Below are 19367 nucleotides of genomic sequence, written 5' to 3'. Positions count from 1 at the left end.
CCCCGGCGGCGGCGCCGATGGTGTCGTCTGGCGGTCTGTCGGTCTCGGTCGGTGTGCCTGTCGGTCGCGCGGATGCCCGCCCTGGTGGCGGTGGAAACTCTGATCAGCCTATGACCTGACGACCCCGCTGTCCCTGATTTCCCGGCGGTGGTCGGATTCGCCGGGCCTCGCGGGCCCCGCGGATCCGACCACCGGCCGGTCTCGATCCCGGCCCACTCACCCGCCCTGACGGGTCGGCAGCCCGGCCGCCGCCCAGCCGACGAACCCGCCGTCCAGGTCGGTCGCCCGGTGCAGGCCCAGCTCGCGCAGCGACGCCGCCGCCAGGCTCGACGCGTACCCCTCCGAGCAGACCAGGATCACCTCCAGGTCGTACCCGGTGGCCTCCGGGATCCGGTGACCGCCCGTCGGATCCAGCCGCCACTCCAGGACGTTGCGCTCGATGATCAGCGCGTCGGGGATCTCCCCCTCGGCCGCGCGCTGCGCCGCCGGACGGATGTCGACCAGCAGGGCGCCGTCGCGCTGCGCGCGGTGCGCCTCTTCGGCGCCGGGCCGGTGGACTCCCTCGCGGGAGCGGGCGAGCAGGTCGTCGATCGTGGTCACCACTGGTCGGGTCCTTCCTCGGAGGTGCGGACCAGGCCACCGGCCCGCAGTTCGTAGTGCGCCATCGAGTGGAGCGGCGGCGAATAGGCGTGCAGCGTCACGGCCGGGCCGGACGCGGTGTTGCGGACGTCGTGCACGTACTCGGGGCCGAACGCCCGGACGGTGCCGGACTGGACCCGCCGGATCAGCAGGCCCTGCTCCGGGCCGCCCAGCGACAGCTCCTCCAACTCGCCCAGCGCGACGGTGAACGCGCCGCGCGAGCCGCCGTGGTCGTGGAATCCGGTGGACTGGCCGGGCAGCCAGCTGATCAGCCAGACCTCGTGGTCCTCGTCGGCGGCCAGCCGCCGGTACCAGCGCTCCTCGGTGGAGAGCCGTACGTGGTGGATCCACTGCTCGGGCTGTTCGGCCAGCTCGCGGACGATCGTGCGCAGCGTGCTCGGGGTGAGCGGCGCGCGGGTGTCCCCGGCCGCCGCGGTGGCGGTCGCGGTGACGCCCGGGCGCTCGGCGGTCGCGGTGGGTGCGGCGGCCGGGGCGGGGGCGGGCGTGTCGGGGGCGAGGTCCAGGCTCATGTGGGTGTCCTCGGAGAAGGCGGGAGGGGGAGCGGAAGCGTGGTGGCGCACGCGCCGGACCGCACCGTGCCGGTCGGCACGCTCACGCAGGGCGAAGGCGCGTCAGGAAGACGGGTGCGGCGGTACGGCGCGAACCCTGGGGAACGTCACAGGGCGGGGCCGAAGGGGAAGGCCGGGATCAACAACAGGCACAGATGGAACTCGCCTGGCGTCGGAGGTCGACGTGCAGACGGCAGACCAGAGTGGTGCCGGAGTCCATGAGCCGGATCCTTCCCGACGGACGCGGTACGAGTCAAGCGAGCACCGTCACAGCTGCCCGTTGCGGCCCTGGTCGGGCGTGGTGGCGCCGCGCTCGGCCCCGGGCGCCCGGCCCGGCCCCGGTACGGTCCCCGGTCGGCCGGGTCCCCGGCCGTCGGCCTTGCCGTCCGGCGCCGGTGCTGCGGTCCCCGTCGTTGCTGCGGTGCCCGTCGCCGCCGCCCCGGTTCCTGCCTCCGGGGCCGCCGGCTCCGCCCGAGCCCGAGCCTCCGCCTCCGCCAGCGCTGCCGCGACCGCCGGTGCGGCCTGCTCGCCCAGGTACCGGCCGAGCGTCTGATAGGCGTCGAACTGCCGGTGGTCGAACCACTGGTCGCCGGCGCCGTCGTTCGGGAAGGCCGGGTCGGCCGCCGCGTAGGCGTGCAGCTCGTACGGCATGCCGGGGGTGAGCACGGCCTGGGCGACGATCAGCGTGCCGTGCCGGGCCGCCGCGCCCGGCGGACCGTCGCCCTCCCCGAGCTCCAGCGGCCACGGGTACGCGATGTCCCCGACCACCACCGCCCGGGCGGAGAGCCGGTCGGCCAGCCGCGCCGCCAGCCCGCGCAGGGGCGGCTGGCCGCCCCCGGCGCTGCCCGGGACCAGCAGCTCCGGTTCGCGCAGCGTGATCGTGATGCCCAACTCCTCCTTGGCCAGGGTGATCGCCGCCGCCAGCGCGCCCGCGAAGGCGGAGTCGCCGCTCGCGTCGACGCACACCGCCGTCCGCACGCCGTGCCGCAGCAGCTCGACCAGGCCGAGGCACTCGTAGTGCCCGCCGTCGGTGGTGAGCAGGAACCGCGCGTCCATCGGGTACCGCCCGCAGGCCTCCCGCAGCTGGTAGGAGAGGCGCCGGACGGCGGGCTGCGGCGCGTACCGCCAGTCCCGGTCGGCGGCCCAGAGCGGGGCGAGCGCCGCGGGGTTGGGCAGCCAGGTGCCCAACCGCGCGTTGGTCACCGCGAACAGCCCCTGGTAGGCGCGGGAGCGGCGGCCCATCGCGGAGGAGAACGCCGCGCCGGAGACGGCCATCGCGGACTGCACGGTGAGGTCGCGGGCGATGTGCCGCCGGGTGCGCCGCTCCAGCAGGTCGGTGCGCGCGTAGCCGACGTCCGGCCCGCCGACGTAGTCGTGGGAGAAGGTGAACGACACCGCCCGCCGGCCGGGCGGCGTCCGCGCGCTGCCGGAGAGGTTCGCCGCCGCCGCGAAGATCACCTGGGGGAAGTCCGGCCGCCGGGCGCCGTAGTGGCTGAGCCGGGTCTGCTCGCGGAAGAAGTGGTACGGCCGGGCCAGCACCTCCCCGGACCGGCCCGTCCCGTCCGCCTCCCCGGCCGGTACCGAGCCCGGGCCGACGCCCCCTCCGACGCCTCCTCCGGTGCCCTCGACCACCCGGCGGACGGCGAAGGCCGAGGCGAGCCGGCGCCGGTAGAAGGGATGCAGGCCCATCCAGGTCTGGTCGAGGTTGAGCCCCACCGTGAGCAGGACCAGCGGCAGCAGCACCTGGACCGCGCCCGGCCAGGCGTGGGCGGTGGCCACCGCCCAGCCGAAGGTGAGCAGGGTGCCCGAGGTGAGCGCGGTCAGCGCCGACCAGAGCACCAGGTACTCGGTGATCCGCCCGGTGAGGCCGCCGGGACGCCGCACCCCGGCGCCGCGCCGCACCCCGCGCAGCACACCGCCGAGCACCGCCGCGCCCTGCTCGATCGCGTGCCGGCCGTGCCAGAGGATGCCCAGCAGCAGCGCCAGGTAGCTGAGCAGCACGGTCAGGCTGATGCCGGCCCCGGTCTGCCGGACGCCGACCGCGAGCGCGCGCTGCAGCGCGACCGCGCCCCACGCCAGGCCGGGGACGGCCAGCACGCCCACGCCGGTCAGCCCGGCCAGGGCGAGCGCGGCGTGCGAGAAGCGGCGCAGCGCGCGCGGCGGCAGGGTGTTCCAGCCGAGCCAGGAGAAGGCGAGCAGCCACAGCAGCCACCCGGTGGCGGCGGTCGCCAGCAGCCCGACCAGGGCGAACACGGCGGGGGAGCGCAGCGGCGGCGGGCGGTCCAGGTCGGCGAGCGGCACGAGGTGGTAGAAGCGGCTCAGTCCCAGGCCCAGCACCAGGACGGCGGCGAGCAGCAGGGAGAGCGCCGCGACCAGGCCGCGCAGCAGGGTGCCGAGCGCGATCAGCCACTCGCCCGCGCCGTCCGCCAGGTACTTGGAGTGGCGGCGCAGGTGGTCCTCCTCGGGCGAGCCCGGTTCGAGCACGGTGTCGGCGTCCAGCCCGGAGCGGGCCCGGACCGGGCCGCCGGGCGCTGAGTCGCTCAGCGCCAGCTGCATCGCGCCGACGGTGTACCCGCCGCCGGAGACGGCGACCAGGTAGCGGGCCTGTTTCAGCCAGGGGCGCAGCGCCTGCAGCGCGCCGAGGGTGACGCAGGCCGCGCGGATGCCACCGCCGGAGACGCAGAAGCCGAGCCGGGCGTGCTCGCGGCCGGGCGGCACCCGGGCGGCGTTGCGCCAACGGGCGTGCCGGGCGAGCGGCCCGTGGACCCGGGGGCCGGGCGGCCACCGCCCGCCGCGCGGTGTCGCCACCGGCCACGGCGGGATCAGCGCCGGCCCGCCCCCGGACTCCCCGGCTCCGGACTCCCCGCTTCCGGGCCCGCCGCTCCCGGCCTCCCCACTTTCGGGCTCCCCGGCTCCGGGCCCGTCCGTCCGCTCCTCCGGCGCCCGGGGCAGCAGCGCGCGCACCGCCCGGTGCGCGGTGGCGGCGCAGACGACGACCGCCACCGCACCCGCGGGCGGCAGCAGCAGCCACTTCACGGTGGCGAACGCGGCCGCCGCGGCGAACGGCGCGTCCCCGCCGGTCGGCCCGGGGCCGGTGCGGCCGAGACCGGCGGCCAGCAGGACGTCCTCGGCCAGGTCGCAGCCGCCGGCCAGCACCCCGGCCGTTCCGGCGACGAGCGCCGTCAGCCGCCAGTGCGCCCGGGTGAACACGTACCCGCCGAGCATCCCGGCCGCCGCCAGCGTCACCGCCAGTCCGCCGATCAGCCAGAGGTCGGCGTCCAGCGAGGCGCGGAAGGCTGGGGCCCGCCCGGCGAGCACCGCCTCGGCGGCGGCCCGCGAGCCGGCCAGCTGGAGCCGGACGTCCAGCGCGCCCTGGCCGGCGGGCGTCCGGCGGACGAACAGCAGCCAGCCGAGCACCGCCGGCACCGGTACCCCGAGCGCCAGCAGCGCCCCGCCCCAGGCGGGCACCCGCGCCGGGCCCCGCGTCCTGTCGGCCGTCACCATCCGTCCACCACCCCCTTCCGGCCGCTCGGCGGCACCGCCGCCCGTCGACGGGCTCCTCCGGCGGCGGACCGGAGGAGCGTCACCCGCTTCCTGCCCCGCACCACGCGGTTCCGCTCCTGGATTCACTCAAATGAGTAAGGAGTGCGCTCCCGGGGTAGATGAGCTTTTCATCCCACCTACGCGACCCCGCGTGTCCGCGCACCACGATCGCGTCGGCCGCCCGGCGTCCGACGTATTGTCAGACGACCGAGAACGGGCCTACGGTCGAGGCACCCGCCCTCTACGCACGTAGACCGCGGGTGCGGCACACAGTCCGCCGACCGAACGCCGACAGGACGCACCCCGGCGGAACGGCCGCGGAACGCCCGTGGAACGCACATCCGCAGAACGCACGCCCGAAGAACGCGCGAAGACATCCACCGCAGGCAGCACCGCCCGCCAACCCTCGAACCGCGGGCCCGCCCCCGGGACGGGCCGCGGAGTTGCGGAGGTACCCATGTCGCAGATCGTCCGTGCCGCCCTCGTCCAGACCCGCTGGACCGGCGACCAGGAGAGCATGATCGCCCTCCACGAGCGGTACGCCCGCGAGGCCGCCGCCCGGGGCGCGAGGATCCTCGGCTTCCAGGAGGTCTTCAACGCCCCGTACTTCTGCCAGGTCCAGGAGCCCGAGCACTACCGCTGGGCCGAGTCCGTCCCCGACGGCCCCACGGTGCGCCGGATGCGCGACCTCGCCCGTGAGCTCGGCATCGTCCTCGTCGTCCCCGTCTACGAGGAGGAGCAGCCCGGCGTCTACTACAACACCGCCGCCGTGATCGACGCCGACGGCGGCTACCTCGGCAAGTACCGCAAGCACCACATCCCGCAGGTCAAGGGCTTCTGGGAGAAGTACTACTTCAAGCCCGGCAACCTCGGCTGGCCGGTCTTCGACACCGCCGTCGGCAAGGTCGGCGTCTACATCTGCTACGACCGGCACTTCCCCGAGGGCTGGCGCGCCCTGGGCCTGGGCGGCGCCCAGATCGTCTACAACCCCTCCGCGACCAGCCGCAGCCTCTCCGCCTACCTCTGGCAGCTCGAACAGCCGGCCGCCGCCGTCGCCAACGCCTACTACGTGGCCGCCATCAACCGCGTCGGCACCGAGGAGTACGGCGACAACGACTTCTACGGCAGCTCGTACTTCGTCGACCCGCGCGGGCGGTTCGTCGGCGACGTCGCCTCCGACAAGGAGGAGGAGCTCGTCGTCCGCGACCTCGACCTCGGGCTCATCGAGGAGGTCCGGCAGCAGTGGGCCTTCTACCGCGACCGCCGCCCCGACGCCTACGGCCCGCTGACCGAGGCGTGACGGAGGCGAACCCCGTGACCACCACCCCCGACAGCGCCCCCCGTGCCGCCGCCGCGTCCGCCGCCGCCCCGCGCCGCACCGCCGTCCGCGGCGGCCTCGTGATCACCGCCACCGAGGAGCTGCGCGCCGACGTCCTCATCGAGGGCGAGCGGATCGCCGCCCTCGCCGCCACCGGCAGCGAGACCGCCCTCTCCTGGACCGCCGACACCGTCATCGACGCGGCCGGTCACTACGTCGTCCCGGGCGGCGTCGACGTCCACACCCACATGGAGCTGCCGTTCGGCGGCACCCACGCCTCCGACACCTTCGAGACCGGTACCCGCGCCGCCGCCTGGGGCGGCACCACCACCATCGTCGACTTCGCCGTCCAGCCCGTCGGCGGCAGCCTGCGCGAGGGCCTGGACGCCTGGCACGCCAAGGCCGAGGGCAACTGCGCGATCGACTACGCCTTCCACACCATCGTCTCCGACGTCACCGACGCCGTCCTCAAGGAGATGGACGCCCTCGTCGACTCCGGCGAGTCCACCTCCTTCAAGCTGTTCATGGCCTACCCCGGCGTCTTCTACAGCGACGACGGGCGCATCCTGCGCGCCATGCAGCGCGGCGCCGCCAACGGCGGGCTGATCATGATGCACGCCGAGAACGGCATCGCCATCGACGTCCTCGTCGAACAGGCCCTCGCCGCCGGCCGCACCGCACCCCGCGTCCACGGCGAGGTCCGCCGCGAGCTGCTGGAGGCCGAGGCCACCCACCGGGCCATCAGGCTCGCCCAGGTCGCCGGCAGCCCGCTCTACGTCGTCCACGTCTCCGCCGCCTCCGCGCTCGCCGAACTCGCCCGCGCCCGCGACGAGGGCCTGCCCGTCTTCGGCGAGACCTGTCCGCAGTACCTCTTCCTCTCCACCGACAACCTCGCCGAGGAGGGCGAGGACGGCTTCGAGGGCGCCAAATACGTGTGCAGCACCCCGCTGCGGCCCCGCGAGCACCAGACGGCGCTCTGGCGCGGCCTGCGCACCAACGACCTCCAGGTGGTCTCCACCGACCACTGCCCGTTCTGCTTCATCGGCCAGAAGGAGCTCGGCCGCGGCGACTTCTCCCGGATCCCCAACGGCCTTCCCGGCGTGGAGAACCGGATGGACCTCCTCCACCAGGCCGTGGTCGACGGGCACCTCAGCCGCCGCCGCTGGATCGAACTCGCCTGCACCACCCCGGCCCGGATGTTCGGCCTGCACCCGCGCAAGGGCACCCTCGCCCCCGGCGCCGACGCCGACCTGGTCGTCTACGACCCCACCGCCGTGCAGACCGTCTCCGCGGCCACCCACCACATGAACGTCGACTACTCGGCGTACGAGGGCCGCACCCTCACCGGCCGCGCCCGCACCGTCCTCTCCCGGGGCACCGTCGTCCTCGACCGGGGCACCTGGCTCGGCCGGGCCGGCCACGGCACCTTCCTGCGCCGGGACACCTGCCAGTACCTCGGCTGACCGCGTCCCGCCGCCGACTCGCCAACCCAACTCCCGGAGCCTCCATGGACATCGGCCTCGTCCTGCAGACCGACCCGCCCGCCCGCCTGCTCGTCGACCGGATGATCCGCGCCGAGCGGGCCGGCTTCAGCCACGGCTGGACCTTCGACTCCTGCGTCCTGTGGCAGGAGCCCTTCGTCATCTACAGCCGCATCCTGGCCGAGACCGGCACCCTCACCGTCGGCCCGATGGTCACCAACCCCTCCACCCGCACCTGGGAGGTCACCGCCTCCCTGTTCGCCACCCTCAACGACATGTACGGCAACCGCACCGTCTGCGGCATCGGCCGCGGCGACTCCGCGATGCGCGTCGCCGGCCGCAAGCCCGCCACCCTGGACCTGCTCTCCCGGGCCATGCACGCCATCAAGGAACTGGCCGAGGGCCGCACCGCCGAGGTCGACGGCACCGAACTGCACCTGCCCTGGGTCGGCGAGGGCGCCGCCCTGCCCGTCTGGATGGGCGCCTACGGCCCCAAGGCCCTCGACCTGACGGGGCGTCAGGCCGACGGCTTCATCCTCCAGCTCGCCGACCCGTTCCTCACCGAGTACATGGTGAAGGCCGTCCGCCGCGCCGCCGCCGAGGCCGGCCGCGACCCCGACGCGGTCACCATCTGCGTCGCCGCGCCCGCCTACGTCACCGCCGACGACTCCCCGCAGGCCCTCGCCCACGCCCGCGAGCAGTGCCGCTGGTTCGGCGGCATGGTCGGCAACCACGTCGCCGACCTCGTCCGGCACTACGGCGAGCACTCCGACCTCGTCCCCGAGGCCCTCACCGCCTACATCAAGGGCCGCCAGGGCTACGACTACAGCCACCACGGCCGCGCCGGGAACCCCGACACCGCCTTCGTCCCCGACGAGATCGTCGACCGCTTCTGCATCATCGGCCCCACCGCCACCCACCTCGCCCGCCTCGACCACCTCCGCGCCCTGGGCGTCGACCAGTTCGCCATCTACGCCATGCACGACGCCGTCGAACCCACCATCGACGCCTACGGCACCGACGTCATCCCCCGCCTGCGCACGGCGACCGCCTGAGCGCGGGCGCGGGCGCGGGGCGGCGGGGTCAGGCCAGGGCGGCCGCGAGCAGGGCGGCCGCCTCGGCGAGCAGCGGCTCGTCGGCGGGTGCGGCCGGGTCGGGCCCGGTGGAGAGGACCGCGAGCGTGATCGGGCCGAGGCCGGGCGGCCAGGCGAGGCCGACGTCGTTGGTGGTGCCGTAGCCTCCGGTGCCGGTCTTCTCGGCGAGGGTCCAGTCGTCGGGGAGGCCGGCGCGCAGGCGGTTGCCGCCCGTGGTGTTGGCCAGCAGCCAGGCGGTCAGGCGGTGGCGGTCGGGCGCGTCGAGGGCGCTTCCGGTGGTGAGGCGGGCGTAGGTGCGGCCGATGGCGCGCGGGGTGGTGGTGTCGGTGCTCCGGCCGGGCTCCGCGGAGTTGAGCGCCGGCTCCCAGCGGTCGAGGCGGGTGGTGCGGTCGCCGAGGGAGCGGCAGAAGCGGGTGACCGCCGTGGGGCCGCCGAGCTCGCGCAGCAGGAGGTTGGCGGCGGCGTTGTCACTGTACGTGATGGCCGCCGCGCACAACTCGCCGACGGTCAAACCGTCTTCGAGATGGGCGGGCAGCCCCGTGATCGGTGCGTGGCCCGCCTCCGTGACGTCGGCCCGCGTGTAGCGGATGCGCCGCGCCAGGAACGCGCCGTCCCGGTCGAGGTCCCGCAGCACCGCGGCCACCGCGATCGTCTTGAACGTCGAGCACATCGGGAACGGCTCGTCCGCGCGGTACGCCACCGTCCGACCGGTGGCCGCGTCCTGGGCGAAGACCCCCAACCGTGCCCCGTGTGCGCGCTCAAGTGCGCGCAGCCGGTGGGCGGTTCCTGCCCCGGTGCCGCCGGCGCCCCCGCCCTGCGCGAAGGCCCGTCCGGGGGCGGGGAGCGCGACCGCCAGGGCGGTCGCGGCGGCTCCGGCGAGCACCCGCCGTCGAGCTGGTCGCGGTTCCACCGATGTCTCCTGCGGTCGTGTGGGGACAGGCTATCCGGCGAGGCGGGCGATCGTCGTGAGGACCTGGGCGGCGCCGTCCTCCGCCGCGAGGGCGGCGGCGACGGACTGGGCGCGGGTGCGGTGGTGGGGGGTGTCGAGGGTGCGGCGGATGGCGTCGGCGAGGCGGGCGGGGGTGAGGTCGGGGAGCGGGACGGGGCCGGGGGAGGTGCCGAGGCGGGTGAGGCGGGCGGACCAGAAGGGGGCGTCGAGTTGGGCGGGGACGGGGACGGTGGGGGTGCCGGCGCGCAGGGTGGCGGCGGTGGTGCCCGCGCCCGCGTGGTGGACGGTGGCGGCCATGCGGGGGAGGAGCCAGTCGTGCGGGGTGTCGCCGATGGTGAGGACGTCGTCGTCGCCGTCGGGCGCGGTGAGGCCGCTCCAGCCGGACTGCAGGACGGCGCGGACGCGGGCGGCGCGGACGGCGGCGAGGACGGTGGCGGTCAGGCGTTCGGGGTCGGGGACGACGAGGCTGCCGAAGCCGATGTAGACGGGCGGCGGTCCGGCTGCGAGGAAGTCCAGGAGGCGGTCCGGGGGTTGCCAGGCGGGGTCGGTCGGCGGCCACCAGTAGCCGGCGATCTGGTGGGAGGGGCGCCAGTCGGCGGGGCGCGGGACGACGCGCGGGGAGAAGCCGTGCAGCACGGTGCGGTTGCGGCGGGCGCGTGCCACGGAGCGTTGCGGCAGGCCGAGTCGGCGGCGCAGGTCGCGCGCGGCCGGGGCGAAGAGGCGGTCGACGGCGGCCTGGACGGCGTGGCCGGCGAGCAGGTTCCCGGGACCGCCGAGCGAGCGGCTGCCGGTGATGGCCGGGGCGAACGCGCGGGTGGGGGTGAGCGGTTGGAGGTGCAGGGCGATGTTCGGGACGCCCGCGGCCTCGGCGACGACCTGGCCGAGGTCGGCGGTGGAGCTGGAGGTCAGCAGGAGGTCGGCGCCCGGTTCGGCCGCAGCGGCGATGCCCGCGCCGACGGCAGGCATGAACAGGCGGGCGAGGCGCGACAGCTGGAGGAATCCGAAGGGGCTGGACCCGCTGCGCAGAAGGCGCTGGCCGCCGGCGGAGGCGAGTTCGGCGCGCGGGTCGACCGGCAGCGGGTGGAACTCCAGTCCGGCGGCGCGCACCGAATCGGCGAAGGTGGTGTGGGTGGCGAGTGCCACCTGATGGCCGGCTGCGGCGAGGCGGGCTCCGAGCCCGGTGAAGGGGGTGACGTCGCCCCGGGAGCCGACGGTGGCGATCAGGATGCGCATGGCCGCAGTATCGCGGGGTAGCCGTGATCCGAGAAGGGCGCCGTGCCGGCCGCTCCCACAGCGGGGACGGCGGGGTGGGAACCGCCGGAGGGCCGGGTGGCGTCCTCGCAGGCAGGTACGGCGTGCACGGGGCCGCCGTACGGCTCGAAGGGCGGGAGGACACGGATGAGCTTCGTCGCATGGATCGTGCTGGGGCTGGTGGCCGGGGCCCTGGCCAAGCTGCTGCTGCCGGGCCGGGACCCGGGCGGCCTGGTGGTGACCACCCTGATCGGCATCGCCGGCTCGTTCGTCGGCGGCTGGATCTCGTCGAGGTTCCTGCACCGCGAGGTGACGACCCAGTTCTTCGACCTGGCGACCTGGGCGTCCGCGATCGGCGGCGCCCTCGTGCTGCTGATCCTCTACCGGCTCGTGTTCGGCCACTCCCGGAGCTGAGGGACGGGAACGGGGACGGGCCGGCCGCGCGGGATGCGCGGCCGGCCCGTCCGCGTCCGGAGGCGAACGGCGCCCCTCAGACGTCGGCGGCCAGGCCGCGCAGGACGAGCTTCCAGACGGCCTCGAACCGGTCCTCGGCCGCCGGGTCGGACCAGCCGGACGCATGGGCGGGGTCGTGGAAGTGGGCGGTCGCCTCGAACACCGCGAGGGCGGTCGCGCTGACCGGGGCGTGCCGGAACTCGCCCTTGTCGATGCCGTCCTGGAGGATCTGGGCGATCTGGTCGACCAGCGTCCGCAGGTGGGCGTCGACGGTGTGGCTGGCCTCGCCGACCAGCGTCATGTAGGTCGCGAAGAGCTGAGGGTCGTCCAGGGCCTTCCTGCGCTTGGCGGCGAACAGCGTGGCCAGCCAGCGGTGCAGCCGCTCGGACGCCGGACCGGGCTCGATGGCGATGAAGCGCAGGTCGTCGTGGGCCAGGGCGAGCCAGCGCTCGGTGACGGCCTCGCGCAGCGCCGCCTTGCTCGGGAAGAAGCGGTAGACGCTGCCGTGGCTGACGCCGAGGGTGCGGGCGACGTCGACGACGGTGGCCTTGGTGGGGCCGAACCGCCGCAGGGCGTCCTCCGTCGCGCTCATGATCTGTTCGGCGGTGAGTGCGCTGTCGGTGGCCACGGGGAGGTTCGTCCTTACGGGTGAGGCGTCCGTCCGCCGGGTGCGGCGGACGGGCGGCCGGCCGGGTGGCGGCCGTCGGCGGGCGGTGCGGGTGCGGACGGCCCCGCCCTGCGGCGGGCGCGGCGCCGCGGGCGGGGCCGCGGCTCAGCGCTCGCTGTCGAGATGGGCCATCTGGGCGGCAGCGTACCGGTCCCCGGCCGCGGACCCGGCGGGGACCGCCGCCTCGACGGCCGCGAGGTCGGCCTCCATGAGGGTGACGTCCAGCGCGCCGAGCGCCTCGGCGAGCCGGTCGCGGCGGCGGGCGCCGATCAGCGGGACGACGTCCTCGCCGCGTGAGGCGACCCAGGCGATCGCGATCTGGGCGACGGTGGCGTTCCGTTCGGCGGCGACCGCGCGCAGGGCCTCGACGAGCCGCAGGTTGTGGGCGAGGTTGTCGCCCTGGAAGCGTGGGCTGTGGCCGCGGAAGTCGGTGCCGGACAGCTCGCGGGCGCCCTGCCAGTGGCCGCTGAGCAGGCCGCGCGAGAGCACCCCGTACGCGGTGACGCCGATGCCCAGCTCGCGGGCGGTCGGCAGGATCTCGGCCTCGGCGGAGCGGGAGAGCAGCGAGTACTCGATCTGGAGGTCGCTGATCGGGTGGACGGCGGCGGCGCGCCGCAGCGTGTCGGCGCCCACCTCGGAGAGGCCGATGTGGCGGACGTGGCCGGCCTGCACCAGCTCGGCGATCGCGCCGACGGTCTCCTCGACCGGAACGGCCGGGTCCAGCCGGGCCGGGCGGTAGATGTCGACGTGGTCGGTGCGCAGGCGGCGCAGGGTGTAGGCGAGCGCGGTCTTCACGGCGGCCGGGCGGGCGTCGTAGCCGAGCCACTCGCCGTCGGGGCCGCGCTGGGCGCCGAACTTCACGCTGATGAGCACGTCGTCGCGGTCGCGGCCGCGCAGGGCGTCGTGGATCAGCAGCTCGTTGTGGCCCATGCCGTAGAAGTCGCCGGTGTCGAGCAGGGTGATGCCCGCGTCGAGGGCGGCGCGGATGGTGGCGGTGCTCTCGGCCTCGTCGGCGGGGCCGTAGAGGTCTGACATGCCCATGCAGCCGAGGCCGAGGGCGGAGGCGGCCGGGCCGGCGGCGCCGAGCGCGCGCCGGGGGATGCGGGGGGAGGGTGAGGTGGTGGGCATGGGTCCAGGGTGCACCCGGCGCTGACAGATGACAAAATCTGTCAGCTGTTATCTGTCATCTGAAATCTGTCAGCTGTCATTTGTCAGCCGCCGGCGGACGCGCCCGCCGGCCCCTGCGGCACCCGGGCGCCGACGGGGCGCCCGTGGGCGCCCCGCCGCCCGTCAGTCGGTCACCCGGCTGCGGTTCTCGTACGCCAGGTCCACGTACTCGGGGTGCCGCAGCATCCACGCCTTGATGAACGGGCACGTCGCCAGCACCGCCAGCCCCCGGGCCCGCGCGTCGTCCAGCGCCGCCCGTGCCAGCGTCCCCCCGATGCCCTGCCCCTCGTACGCCGGCTCGACCACCGTGTGCGGGTACACCACCAGCCCCTCGCTGCGCAGGTACTCCGCGAACCCGGCCAGGTCGTCGCCCACCCACGCCTCGAACCGGCCGGCACCCTCGGCATCACGGATCGTGACCGTCATCGCGGACTCCTCACTGCTCGCCACGGAGCCGCGGCCGGCGGCCCCGGTCCATCATCGAGCGGCTTCGTCCGGCCCGCCCGCCGGAGGGATGCGGCCCGCCGCCCTCGCCCGGTGACCGCCCGGGGTGCGCAGCAGGTGCGCCCGGGCCGGCGGAACGTTCCGCCACGCCGTCCGGCTCCCCAGCCCGTACTCCTTCTCGAACTGCCGCAGCAACCGCACCACCGCCCGGTGCTGCGCACCCCGGCGGGGCCGGGAGGTCAGCAGCCGCGCCGCCGACGTCCCGAGATAGGCGAAGTACGTCAGCTCGCCGCCGGGAACCAGCAGCCGCAGATAGAGGTCGAGGACGCGCTGGACCGCCACCGGCTCGAAGTTGGTGAACGGCAGGCCCGACACGATCACGTCGTAGCGCCCGGCCGCCGCCCCCGCCTGCCCGCACCCGGGCGCCTCGCACCCGGACCCGCCGCCTCCGGCCGGGTCGTCGCCGCCGGCCCCGGGGCGCCCGGCCGCCTCCGCCGCGCGGGCCTCCGGGAGGTCCTGCACCCGGCACTCCGACACCCGCAGCCCCAGCTCCGGCCCGCGCCGCACCAACTCCGGATCCGCCAGAAGCCGTTGGACGAACCGGGGGTTGGACTCCACCACGTGCAGCCGGTCGCCAGGCCGCAGCACCCGCACCAGCCGACGCGTCACCGCCCCCGTCCCGGCCCCCACCTCCAGCACCGAGATCGGCCGGTCCGGGCGGCTCGTCGCCGGGACCACCAGGGCGTTCACCAGGTCCGCCCCGCTCGGCGCGACCGCACCCGTCAGCCGGAAGGTGCGCAGCGCCTCGGACAGGAAGAACCAGCCCTCGCCGACAGCTGGCCGGGACGGGACGGGGACGGGCAGGGCGTTCGGGCCGGCGTCGGCGGCGTCGGGGCCGTCGGGGCCGAGGCCGGGCACGGGGACGGGATCGGGACGGAGCTGATCGGTCGTCATGACACCGACGGTAGGGACGCCCCGACCTCCCCGAATCGGCCGACCGACCGCCCGCACCCCCGACGAAAGTCGAGGGTGCCACTGGCCGATCGTCAGGGGTCACGGCCCGCCCCAACGCCATAGCATCGAGGCCCTGAACCGCGAGAGGGAGGGAGGACCGGATGACCGCCGATCACCTGACACGCACGCCCCGACCGACCCGTCCGCGCCTTCCGTCCTGGCTGCCCCACCCGCTCCGCGGCTCCCGACCGCCGCAGGTGCCGCGCCCCGGCCGCACCGGGTACCCCGCGCATCCCGGACTGCTCGGCTGGTACGCCCCCGGCCGGAACCGGCTGGTCGACACGCTCCTGCTCGCGACCGTCCTCGTGCTCGTCGTCGAGGAGGCGGTCTTTCAGTGGCTCACCCAGGACCTGCCCCTGCGGCCGCTGCGGATCACCGGCGCGGTCCTCGCCCCGCTCTCCCTGCTCCTCGCCCGCCGCCACCCGGTCGCCGCCGCGGTGCTGCCCGTCCTGTTCGGCGGGCTGCTCAACCGGGCCTTCCCCAGCCTGTTCAGCGCCTTCCACCTGGCCTGGACCGGCCGCACCGGACCGGCCCTCCTCGCCGGGGTCGTCACCGCGGCGCTCAGCGTGGTCCGCGCCCACTCCGTCCTCGACTGGGCCGGCATCACCGGATCCCAACTCCTCGTCGAGGCCGCCGCCGTCTCCCTCGGCCTGTGGCTGCACGGCCGCCGCGTCCTGATCGGCACCCTGCACGCCAAGGTCGACGCGCTGCGCCGCGAACGCGAACTCCGCGCCGAGCAGGCCCGCGCCGCCGAACGCGCCCGGATCTCCCGCGAGATGCACGACGTCCTCGCCCACCGGCTCAGCCTCCTCGTACTGCACGCCGGTGTGCTGCGCGACCAGGCCCGCGCCGGCACCGTGGCCGACGACCCCGAGCGCCTCGCCCACCGCCTCGAACTGCTCCGGGCGACGGCCGCCCGGTCCCTCGACGACCTGCGGGACGTCCTCGGGGCCCTGCGCGCCGACCCGCCCGACGTGGCCGAACCGCCAGCTCCACCGATGTCACCCGCCCCGCCCGCCCCGGCTGCCCAGTCCCCACCGCCGTCCGAGCGCGCCACCGCCGGTGCGGCGGCCGCCGGCGCGGGCCCCGCAACGGCCCCGCCGGACGCCGCCCGCACCGCGGTCGCCGACGACGTGCCGCGCTTCCGGCACCGCCCCGGCTCCAGGCCGGTCGCCGCACCGGCCCTGCGCGACCTCGCCGAACTCGTCGACGAGGCCATCGAGGCGGGCCAGAGCGTCGAACTCGTCCTCGCCGGAGACCCGGAGAGCATCCCCACCACCCACCGGCTGGCCGTCCACCGCGTCGTCCAGGAGGCGCTGACCAACGCCCGCAAGTACGCGCACACCGCGCCGGTCACCGTCCGCGTCCAGTACGGGGCGCCCGCGACGACCGTCGAGGTGCACAACGGTGCGGGCGATCCGGCACCCTCCGGGGCCTGCACGGGCGGCGGCTACGGCCTGGTCGGGCTCGGTGAACGGGTCGGCGCACTCGGCGGGCACTTCGACGCGGGCCCCGACGGCAGCGGCGGCTTCCGCCTGGCCGCCCGCCTCCCCGCCCCGCAGCGGCCACCGGTCCGCCCGCCCGCGCGGCCGTCCGCCCCGACGCCGTCCCGCCCGGATCCGGCCCCGGATCCAGCCCCGCACCGGACCTCGGATCCGCCCCTGGGGCCGGGGTCGACACCGGGCCCGAACCCACCGAATGAGGCGCTGTGATCCACACGATGGTCGTCGACGACGACGCGCTGGTCCGGCTCGGGCTCGTCGACCTGCTCGCCCAGGATCCAGAGCTCACCGTCGTCGCCGAGGCCGCCGACGGCCTGGAGGCGGTCGAACTCGCCGCCCGGCACCGCATCGACGTCGCCCTCATGGACATCCGGATGCCCAGGCTCGACGGCATCGCCGCGACCCGCCGGCTGCGCGCGTTGCCCGGCGGCCCCCGCGTCATCGCGCTCACCACCTTCGACCTCGACGAGTACGTCTACCGGGCCCTCGCCGCCGGCGCCGACGGCTTCCTGCTCAAGGACACCCCGCCCGCCGAGATCGCCCGCGCCGTCCACGTGGTCGCCGGCGGACAGGGCATGCTCCACCCGGCCGCCGCCCGCCGGCTCATCGACCGCTACCACCGCACCGGCGAGCCGCGCGCCGTCGCCGCCCGGGGCCGACTGGCCGCGCTCACCCCGCGCGAGACCGACGTACTGCGCGAACTCGCCGTCGGCCGCTCCAACGCCGAGATCGCGCTCGCGCTCGGCATGCGCGAGAGCACCGTCAAGGCGCACGTCAGCCGGATCCTCACCGGACTCGGCGTCGGCAACCGGGTCCAGGCGGCGTTGCTCGCGCGGGACGCGGGGGTGGTCGACGACTCGGCCTGACCGACCGTCGCCCGCCATGACGGGCTCCTGTCATCACCGTTGCCGTCGCGGCCGTTCCTCCGTCGCGGCCCCTTCCCGTCACGACCACGTCTCATCATGACCGTCGGAGGCCCGCTTCGTCCCGACTCCTTCGCATCCACCCCGTTCCGGGCGAATCATCCCGTCCCGACCACGTCCGATCAGCGCCACGCGGTACTCGCCACCGGTCCGCCATCACCCATCTGGCTTGGAAAACGCGCGCCTTGGCGTCCCGCGCTGCCGAACGACCGCCCCGGGTCCATGGTGGAGGTGGGCGCGATCCGGCGACCGCGCCCGCGCGCCGGGCCGGATTCGCACGCCGTGCGCCGACCGCGTCGCGCGGCCGCGTACCGGGGCGGATCCCCGTCCCGGCACGCTGGGAGCAGGGCCACCTCGCAGGAAACCGAACGGTTCTTCTAGGCTCACATCTCGGCTTCCCTGCGGTGGTGCGTCGTTCTGCGCCCGCCGTAAGGGAAGCCGCCGTCCACGGAGGCCCCGGGACGCTCGGGGCCACCGGATCGAGCGAGGAGGACGCACATGCCACACACGCCGCCCAGCCGTTCCAGCGCACTTGGACCGGAGGGCCCCTTCTTCCGCTGTCCCGCCGTCGCCGCCGGGCCCGTCCGCCCGGCGCCCCTGTCCGGCCGACCCGACCGGCCGCTGTATACCGGCGGCGGCCGGGGAGGCAAGCGTTGAGTCCTCAAGCCGCCGGCCCGTCCACCACGACGGCGGACCCCATGACCGCCGTCGCTCCCACCGCCATTGCCGCCGCCACCACCCAGGGCACCATCGGCACGATCACCGGAACCGGCGAAACCCCCGCCGACGTCTCCAGCACCGCGACCGCCGCGACCGCGACCGTCACCACCCCGACCGTCACGGCCTCCGCCGTCACCACGGCCGACCCGACCAGGACCGCTTACCCGACCAGGACCGCCGACGCCGCACCCGGCGCGGCCGTGCCCGGCACGACCAGAACCGGCACCGCCCGGACCACCCTCGCCCCGGCCGCCCCCGCACCCGCCGCCGCACCACCCGTCGCAGCGGCCCCCCACGCTCCGGCCGTCCCCGACAGCGAGGGCCAACCCGGCCCCACCGCCGCGCTTCCCGGTCTGCCCCGGGCCCTCACCACCCGCGCCCGCACCCTCGCCGGAGCCGTCCGGAGACGCTGCGCGGACCTGGCAAGGATCGAATCCCCCAGCGGAGACGCGCCCCGACTCGACGCCCTCGCGGAGGAGTTGGCAGCCGGATTCCGTGCCACCGGGGCGACCGTCCAGCGCGAGCCCGGTCCGGCCGGCGACCACCTGGTCCTCCAGTGGGACGGCCGGGACGAGAGCCTGCCGCACCTGCTCGTGGTCGGCCACCACGACACCGTCTGGCCCGCCGGAACCCTCGCCGACTGGCCGGTCACCGAACAGGACGGCACCCTCAGCGGGCCAGGCGTGGTCGACATGAAGGGCGGCCTGGCCATCCTCGAAGGCGCCTTCGCGCTCCTCGCCGACCTCGGCCAACGCCCGCACCGCACCGTCCGCCTGGTCGTGGTCTCCGACGAGGAGGTCGGCAGCCCGGACGGCCGTCGCCTCGTCGAACGCCAACTGCGCGGCGCCGCCGCCGTGCTGGGCCTCGAACCCCCGCACCCGGACGGTCGGCTCAAGACCGCCCGGCGCGGCTCCACCCGCGTGCGGCTCACCGTCACCGGACGCGAGGCGCACGCGGGCAACGACGCCGTCGAGGGGGTGTCGGCGGTCGACGAGCTCGTCGACCAGCTGGTCGCCGTCCGCGGCCTGGTCAGCCTGCCCGGCACCGAGCTCAACGCCGGCCGGATCAGCGGCGGCAGCCGCGCCAACGTGGTCGCCGGCCGGGCCGAGGCCGAACTCGGCCTGCGCTTCTCCACCACCGAGGCGCAGCGCCGCACCCTCGACAACCTCGCCCGGCTGACCGCGCTCAGGCCCGGCGCCCGGGTGCGGACCGAGGTGCTGTCCAGCCGTCCGGCCTGGCCGGAGCGCTCCGCCAACCCGTTGCTGCGCCACGTCCGCTCCCTCGCGGCGGCACTCGGGCAGCAACTGGACGGCGGTCCGGCGGGCGGAGCCGGCGACACCAACCTGCCGGGTTCGCGCGGACTGCCCACGCTCGACGGCTTCGGCGCCGTCGGCGGGGGCGCGCACGCCCGGCACGAGCACATCCGGATCGACCAGCTGGCGCCGCGGATCGCCCTGCTGGCGGCGCTCCTGGCCGTCCCGCTCCCGCGGCTGCGCGACCGCTCGGAGGGGTGAGCGCGCGGCTAGGCGGGACGGTCGCCCGCGGCCGCCGGTGACCGGAGGCTGACGACCGGAGGCCGGTGGGCCGACGGCTCGGTGGGCATCCGGCCCGGACGGCGGTCGGCAGATCCCTG

General features: G+C 75.8%; 17 protein-coding genes. 7 read left to right on the top strand and 10 right to left on the bottom strand.

Going from position 1 to position 19367, the window contains the following annotated elements:
- Positions 1 to 216 precede the first annotated feature (216 nt).
- From ACFVFS_RS04010 to ACFVFS_RS03995, 4 genes are all read right to left on the bottom strand, one after another.
- Positions 217 to 603 carry a rhodanese-like domain-containing protein gene (locus tag ACFVFS_RS04010; protein ID WP_380619739.1) on the bottom strand — a complete coding sequence of 129 codons (387 nt, stop codon included), beginning with the start codon at positions 601 to 603 and terminating at the stop codon, positions 217 to 219.
- Complete coding sequence (locus tag ACFVFS_RS04005; protein WP_380619736.1) at positions 597 to 1169, bottom strand: cysteine dioxygenase; 573 nt, start codon at positions 1167 to 1169, stop codon at positions 597 to 599. The genes ACFVFS_RS04010 and ACFVFS_RS04005 overlap by 7 nt, the downstream gene beginning before the upstream one ends.
- A gap of 178 nt (positions 1170 to 1347) precedes the next feature.
- A complete protein-coding gene (locus tag ACFVFS_RS04000) occupies positions 1348 to 1428 on the bottom strand; it encodes a putative leader peptide (protein WP_344330530.1) in 81 nt (26 codons plus the stop codon).
- Between the two features lie 47 nt (positions 1429 to 1475).
- Positions 1476 to 4712, bottom strand: coding sequence for a hypothetical protein (locus ACFVFS_RS03995; RefSeq protein WP_380619733.1), 3237 nt, complete (start codon positions 4710 to 4712; stop codon positions 1476 to 1478).
- A gap of 496 nt (positions 4713 to 5208) precedes the next feature.
- Between ACFVFS_RS03995 and ACFVFS_RS03990 the strand changes: the two genes are divergently transcribed.
- From ACFVFS_RS03990 to ACFVFS_RS03980, 3 genes are read left to right on the top strand one after another with little or no spacing between them, the layout of a single operon-like run.
- Positions 5209 to 6051, top strand: a complete 843-nt coding sequence (locus tag ACFVFS_RS03990) for a nitrilase-related carbon-nitrogen hydrolase (protein ID WP_380619731.1) — start codon at positions 5209 to 5211, stop codon at positions 6049 to 6051.
- Positions 6052 to 6065: 14 nt separating this feature from the next.
- Positions 6066 to 7532, top strand: coding sequence for a dihydropyrimidinase (gene hydA, locus ACFVFS_RS03985; RefSeq protein WP_380619728.1), 1467 nt, complete (start codon positions 6066 to 6068; stop codon positions 7530 to 7532).
- Positions 7533 to 7576: 44 nt separating this feature from the next.
- The gene (locus ACFVFS_RS03980) at positions 7577 to 8605 is read left to right on the top strand and encodes a TIGR03842 family LLM class F420-dependent oxidoreductase (RefSeq protein ID WP_380619725.1); all 1029 of its coding nucleotides are present in this window, start codon (positions 7577 to 7579) and stop codon (positions 8603 to 8605) included.
- Between the two features lie 28 nt (positions 8606 to 8633).
- Here the strand turns inward: ACFVFS_RS03980 and bla are convergent, their stop codons facing one another.
- Positions 8634 to 9554 carry a class A beta-lactamase gene (gene bla, locus ACFVFS_RS03975; protein ID WP_380619722.1) on the bottom strand — a complete coding sequence of 307 codons (921 nt, stop codon included), beginning with the start codon at positions 9552 to 9554 and terminating at the stop codon, positions 8634 to 8636.
- A gap of 30 nt (positions 9555 to 9584) precedes the next feature.
- Positions 9585 to 10826 carry a glycosyltransferase gene (locus ACFVFS_RS03970; RefSeq protein ID WP_380619720.1) on the bottom strand — a complete coding sequence of 414 codons (1242 nt, stop codon included), beginning with the start codon at positions 10824 to 10826 and terminating at the stop codon, positions 9585 to 9587.
- Between the two features lie 165 nt (positions 10827 to 10991).
- On the opposite strand from ACFVFS_RS03970, the gene ACFVFS_RS03965 reads away from it, so the two are divergent.
- A complete protein-coding gene (locus tag ACFVFS_RS03965) occupies positions 10992 to 11258 on the top strand; it encodes a GlsB/YeaQ/YmgE family stress response membrane protein (RefSeq protein WP_380619718.1) in 267 nt (88 codons plus the stop codon).
- 76 nt (positions 11259 to 11334) lie between these two features.
- Here ACFVFS_RS03965 and ACFVFS_RS03960 read toward each other — a convergent pair whose 3' ends face one another.
- The 4 genes from ACFVFS_RS03960 to ACFVFS_RS03945 all read right to left on the bottom strand — a co-directional run bounded on the left by ACFVFS_RS03960 (position 11335) and on the right by ACFVFS_RS03945 (position 14529).
- Positions 11335 to 11925 carry a TetR family transcriptional regulator gene (locus tag ACFVFS_RS03960; RefSeq protein ID WP_380619716.1) on the bottom strand — a complete coding sequence of 197 codons (591 nt, stop codon included), beginning with the start codon at positions 11923 to 11925 and terminating at the stop codon, positions 11335 to 11337.
- A 144-nt stretch (positions 11926 to 12069) separates the two neighbouring features.
- A complete protein-coding gene (locus ACFVFS_RS03955) occupies positions 12070 to 13092 on the bottom strand; it encodes an aldo/keto reductase (protein WP_380619714.1) in 1023 nt (340 codons plus the stop codon).
- Positions 13093 to 13254: 162 nt separating this feature from the next.
- Positions 13255 to 13557, bottom strand: coding sequence for a GNAT family N-acetyltransferase (locus ACFVFS_RS03950; protein ID WP_376085723.1), 303 nt, complete (start codon positions 13555 to 13557; stop codon positions 13255 to 13257).
- A 51-nt stretch (positions 13558 to 13608) separates the two neighbouring features.
- Positions 13609 to 14529 (bottom strand): phospholipid methyltransferase, encoded by a 921-nt coding sequence (locus ACFVFS_RS03945; RefSeq protein WP_380619712.1) that lies wholly within the window; start codon positions 14527 to 14529, stop codon positions 13609 to 13611.
- Between the two features lie 161 nt (positions 14530 to 14690).
- On the opposite strand from ACFVFS_RS03945, the gene ACFVFS_RS03940 reads away from it, so the two are divergent.
- From ACFVFS_RS03940 to ACFVFS_RS03930, 3 genes are all read left to right on the top strand, one after another.
- A complete protein-coding gene (locus ACFVFS_RS03940) occupies positions 14691 to 16301 on the top strand; it encodes a sensor histidine kinase (RefSeq protein ID WP_380619710.1) in 1611 nt (536 codons plus the stop codon).
- On the top strand, positions 16298 to 16957 hold the full coding sequence (locus tag ACFVFS_RS03935) for a response regulator (protein WP_380619709.1): 660 nt from the start codon (positions 16298 to 16300) through the stop codon (positions 16955 to 16957). The genes ACFVFS_RS03940 and ACFVFS_RS03935 overlap by 4 nt, the downstream gene beginning before the upstream one ends.
- Before the next feature lie 755 nt (positions 16958 to 17712).
- Positions 17713 to 19248, top strand: coding sequence for a M20 family metallopeptidase (locus ACFVFS_RS03930; RefSeq protein ID WP_380619708.1), 1536 nt, complete (start codon positions 17713 to 17715; stop codon positions 19246 to 19248).
- The last annotated feature ends 119 nt before the right edge of the window (positions 19249 to 19367 follow it).

It is taken from the genome of Kitasatospora sp. NPDC057692, assembly GCF_042799475.1.
GTDB lineage: Bacteria > Actinomycetota > Actinomycetes > Streptomycetales > Streptomycetaceae > Kitasatospora.
The sequence above is the reverse complement of the archived record's forward strand: the minus strand, read 5'-3'. Positions and strand labels throughout refer to the sequence as shown.

Coding starts and splice junctions, on each gene's coding strand:
- ACFVFS_RS03990 (WP_380619731.1), top strand. CDS start 5,209: ATGTCGCAGATCGTCCGTGCCGCCCTCGTCCAGACCCGCTGGACCGGC.
- ACFVFS_RS03995 (WP_380619733.1), bottom strand. CDS start 4,712: ATGGTGACGGCCGACAGGACGCGGGGCCCGGCGCGGGTGCCCGCCTGG.
- ACFVFS_RS03980 (WP_380619725.1), top strand. CDS start 7,577: ATGGACATCGGCCTCGTCCTGCAGACCGACCCGCCCGCCCGCCTGCTC.
- ACFVFS_RS04000 (WP_344330530.1), bottom strand. CDS start 1,428: ATGGACTCCGGCACCACTCTGGTCTGCCGTCTGCACGTCGACCTCCGA.
- ACFVFS_RS03940 (WP_380619710.1), top strand. CDS start 14,691: ATGACCGCCGATCACCTGACACGCACGCCCCGACCGACCCGTCCGCGC.
- ACFVFS_RS03955 (WP_380619714.1), bottom strand. CDS start 13,092: ATGCCCACCACCTCACCCTCCCCCCGCATCCCCCGGCGCGCGCTCGGC.
- ACFVFS_RS04005 (WP_380619736.1), bottom strand. CDS start 1,169: ATGAGCCTGGACCTCGCCCCCGACACGCCCGCCCCCGCCCCGGCCGCC.
- ACFVFS_RS03930 (WP_380619708.1), top strand. CDS start 17,713: ATGACCGCCGTCGCTCCCACCGCCATTGCCGCCGCCACCACCCAGGGC.
- ACFVFS_RS03970 (WP_380619720.1), bottom strand. CDS start 10,826: ATGCGCATCCTGATCGCCACCGTCGGCTCCCGGGGCGACGTCACCCCC.
- ACFVFS_RS03945 (WP_380619712.1), bottom strand. CDS start 14,529: ATGACGACCGATCAGCTCCGTCCCGATCCCGTCCCCGTGCCCGGCCTC.
- ACFVFS_RS03965 (WP_380619718.1), top strand. CDS start 10,992: ATGAGCTTCGTCGCATGGATCGTGCTGGGGCTGGTGGCCGGGGCCCTG.
- ACFVFS_RS03950 (WP_376085723.1), bottom strand. CDS start 13,557: ATGACGGTCACGATCCGTGATGCCGAGGGTGCCGGCCGGTTCGAGGCG.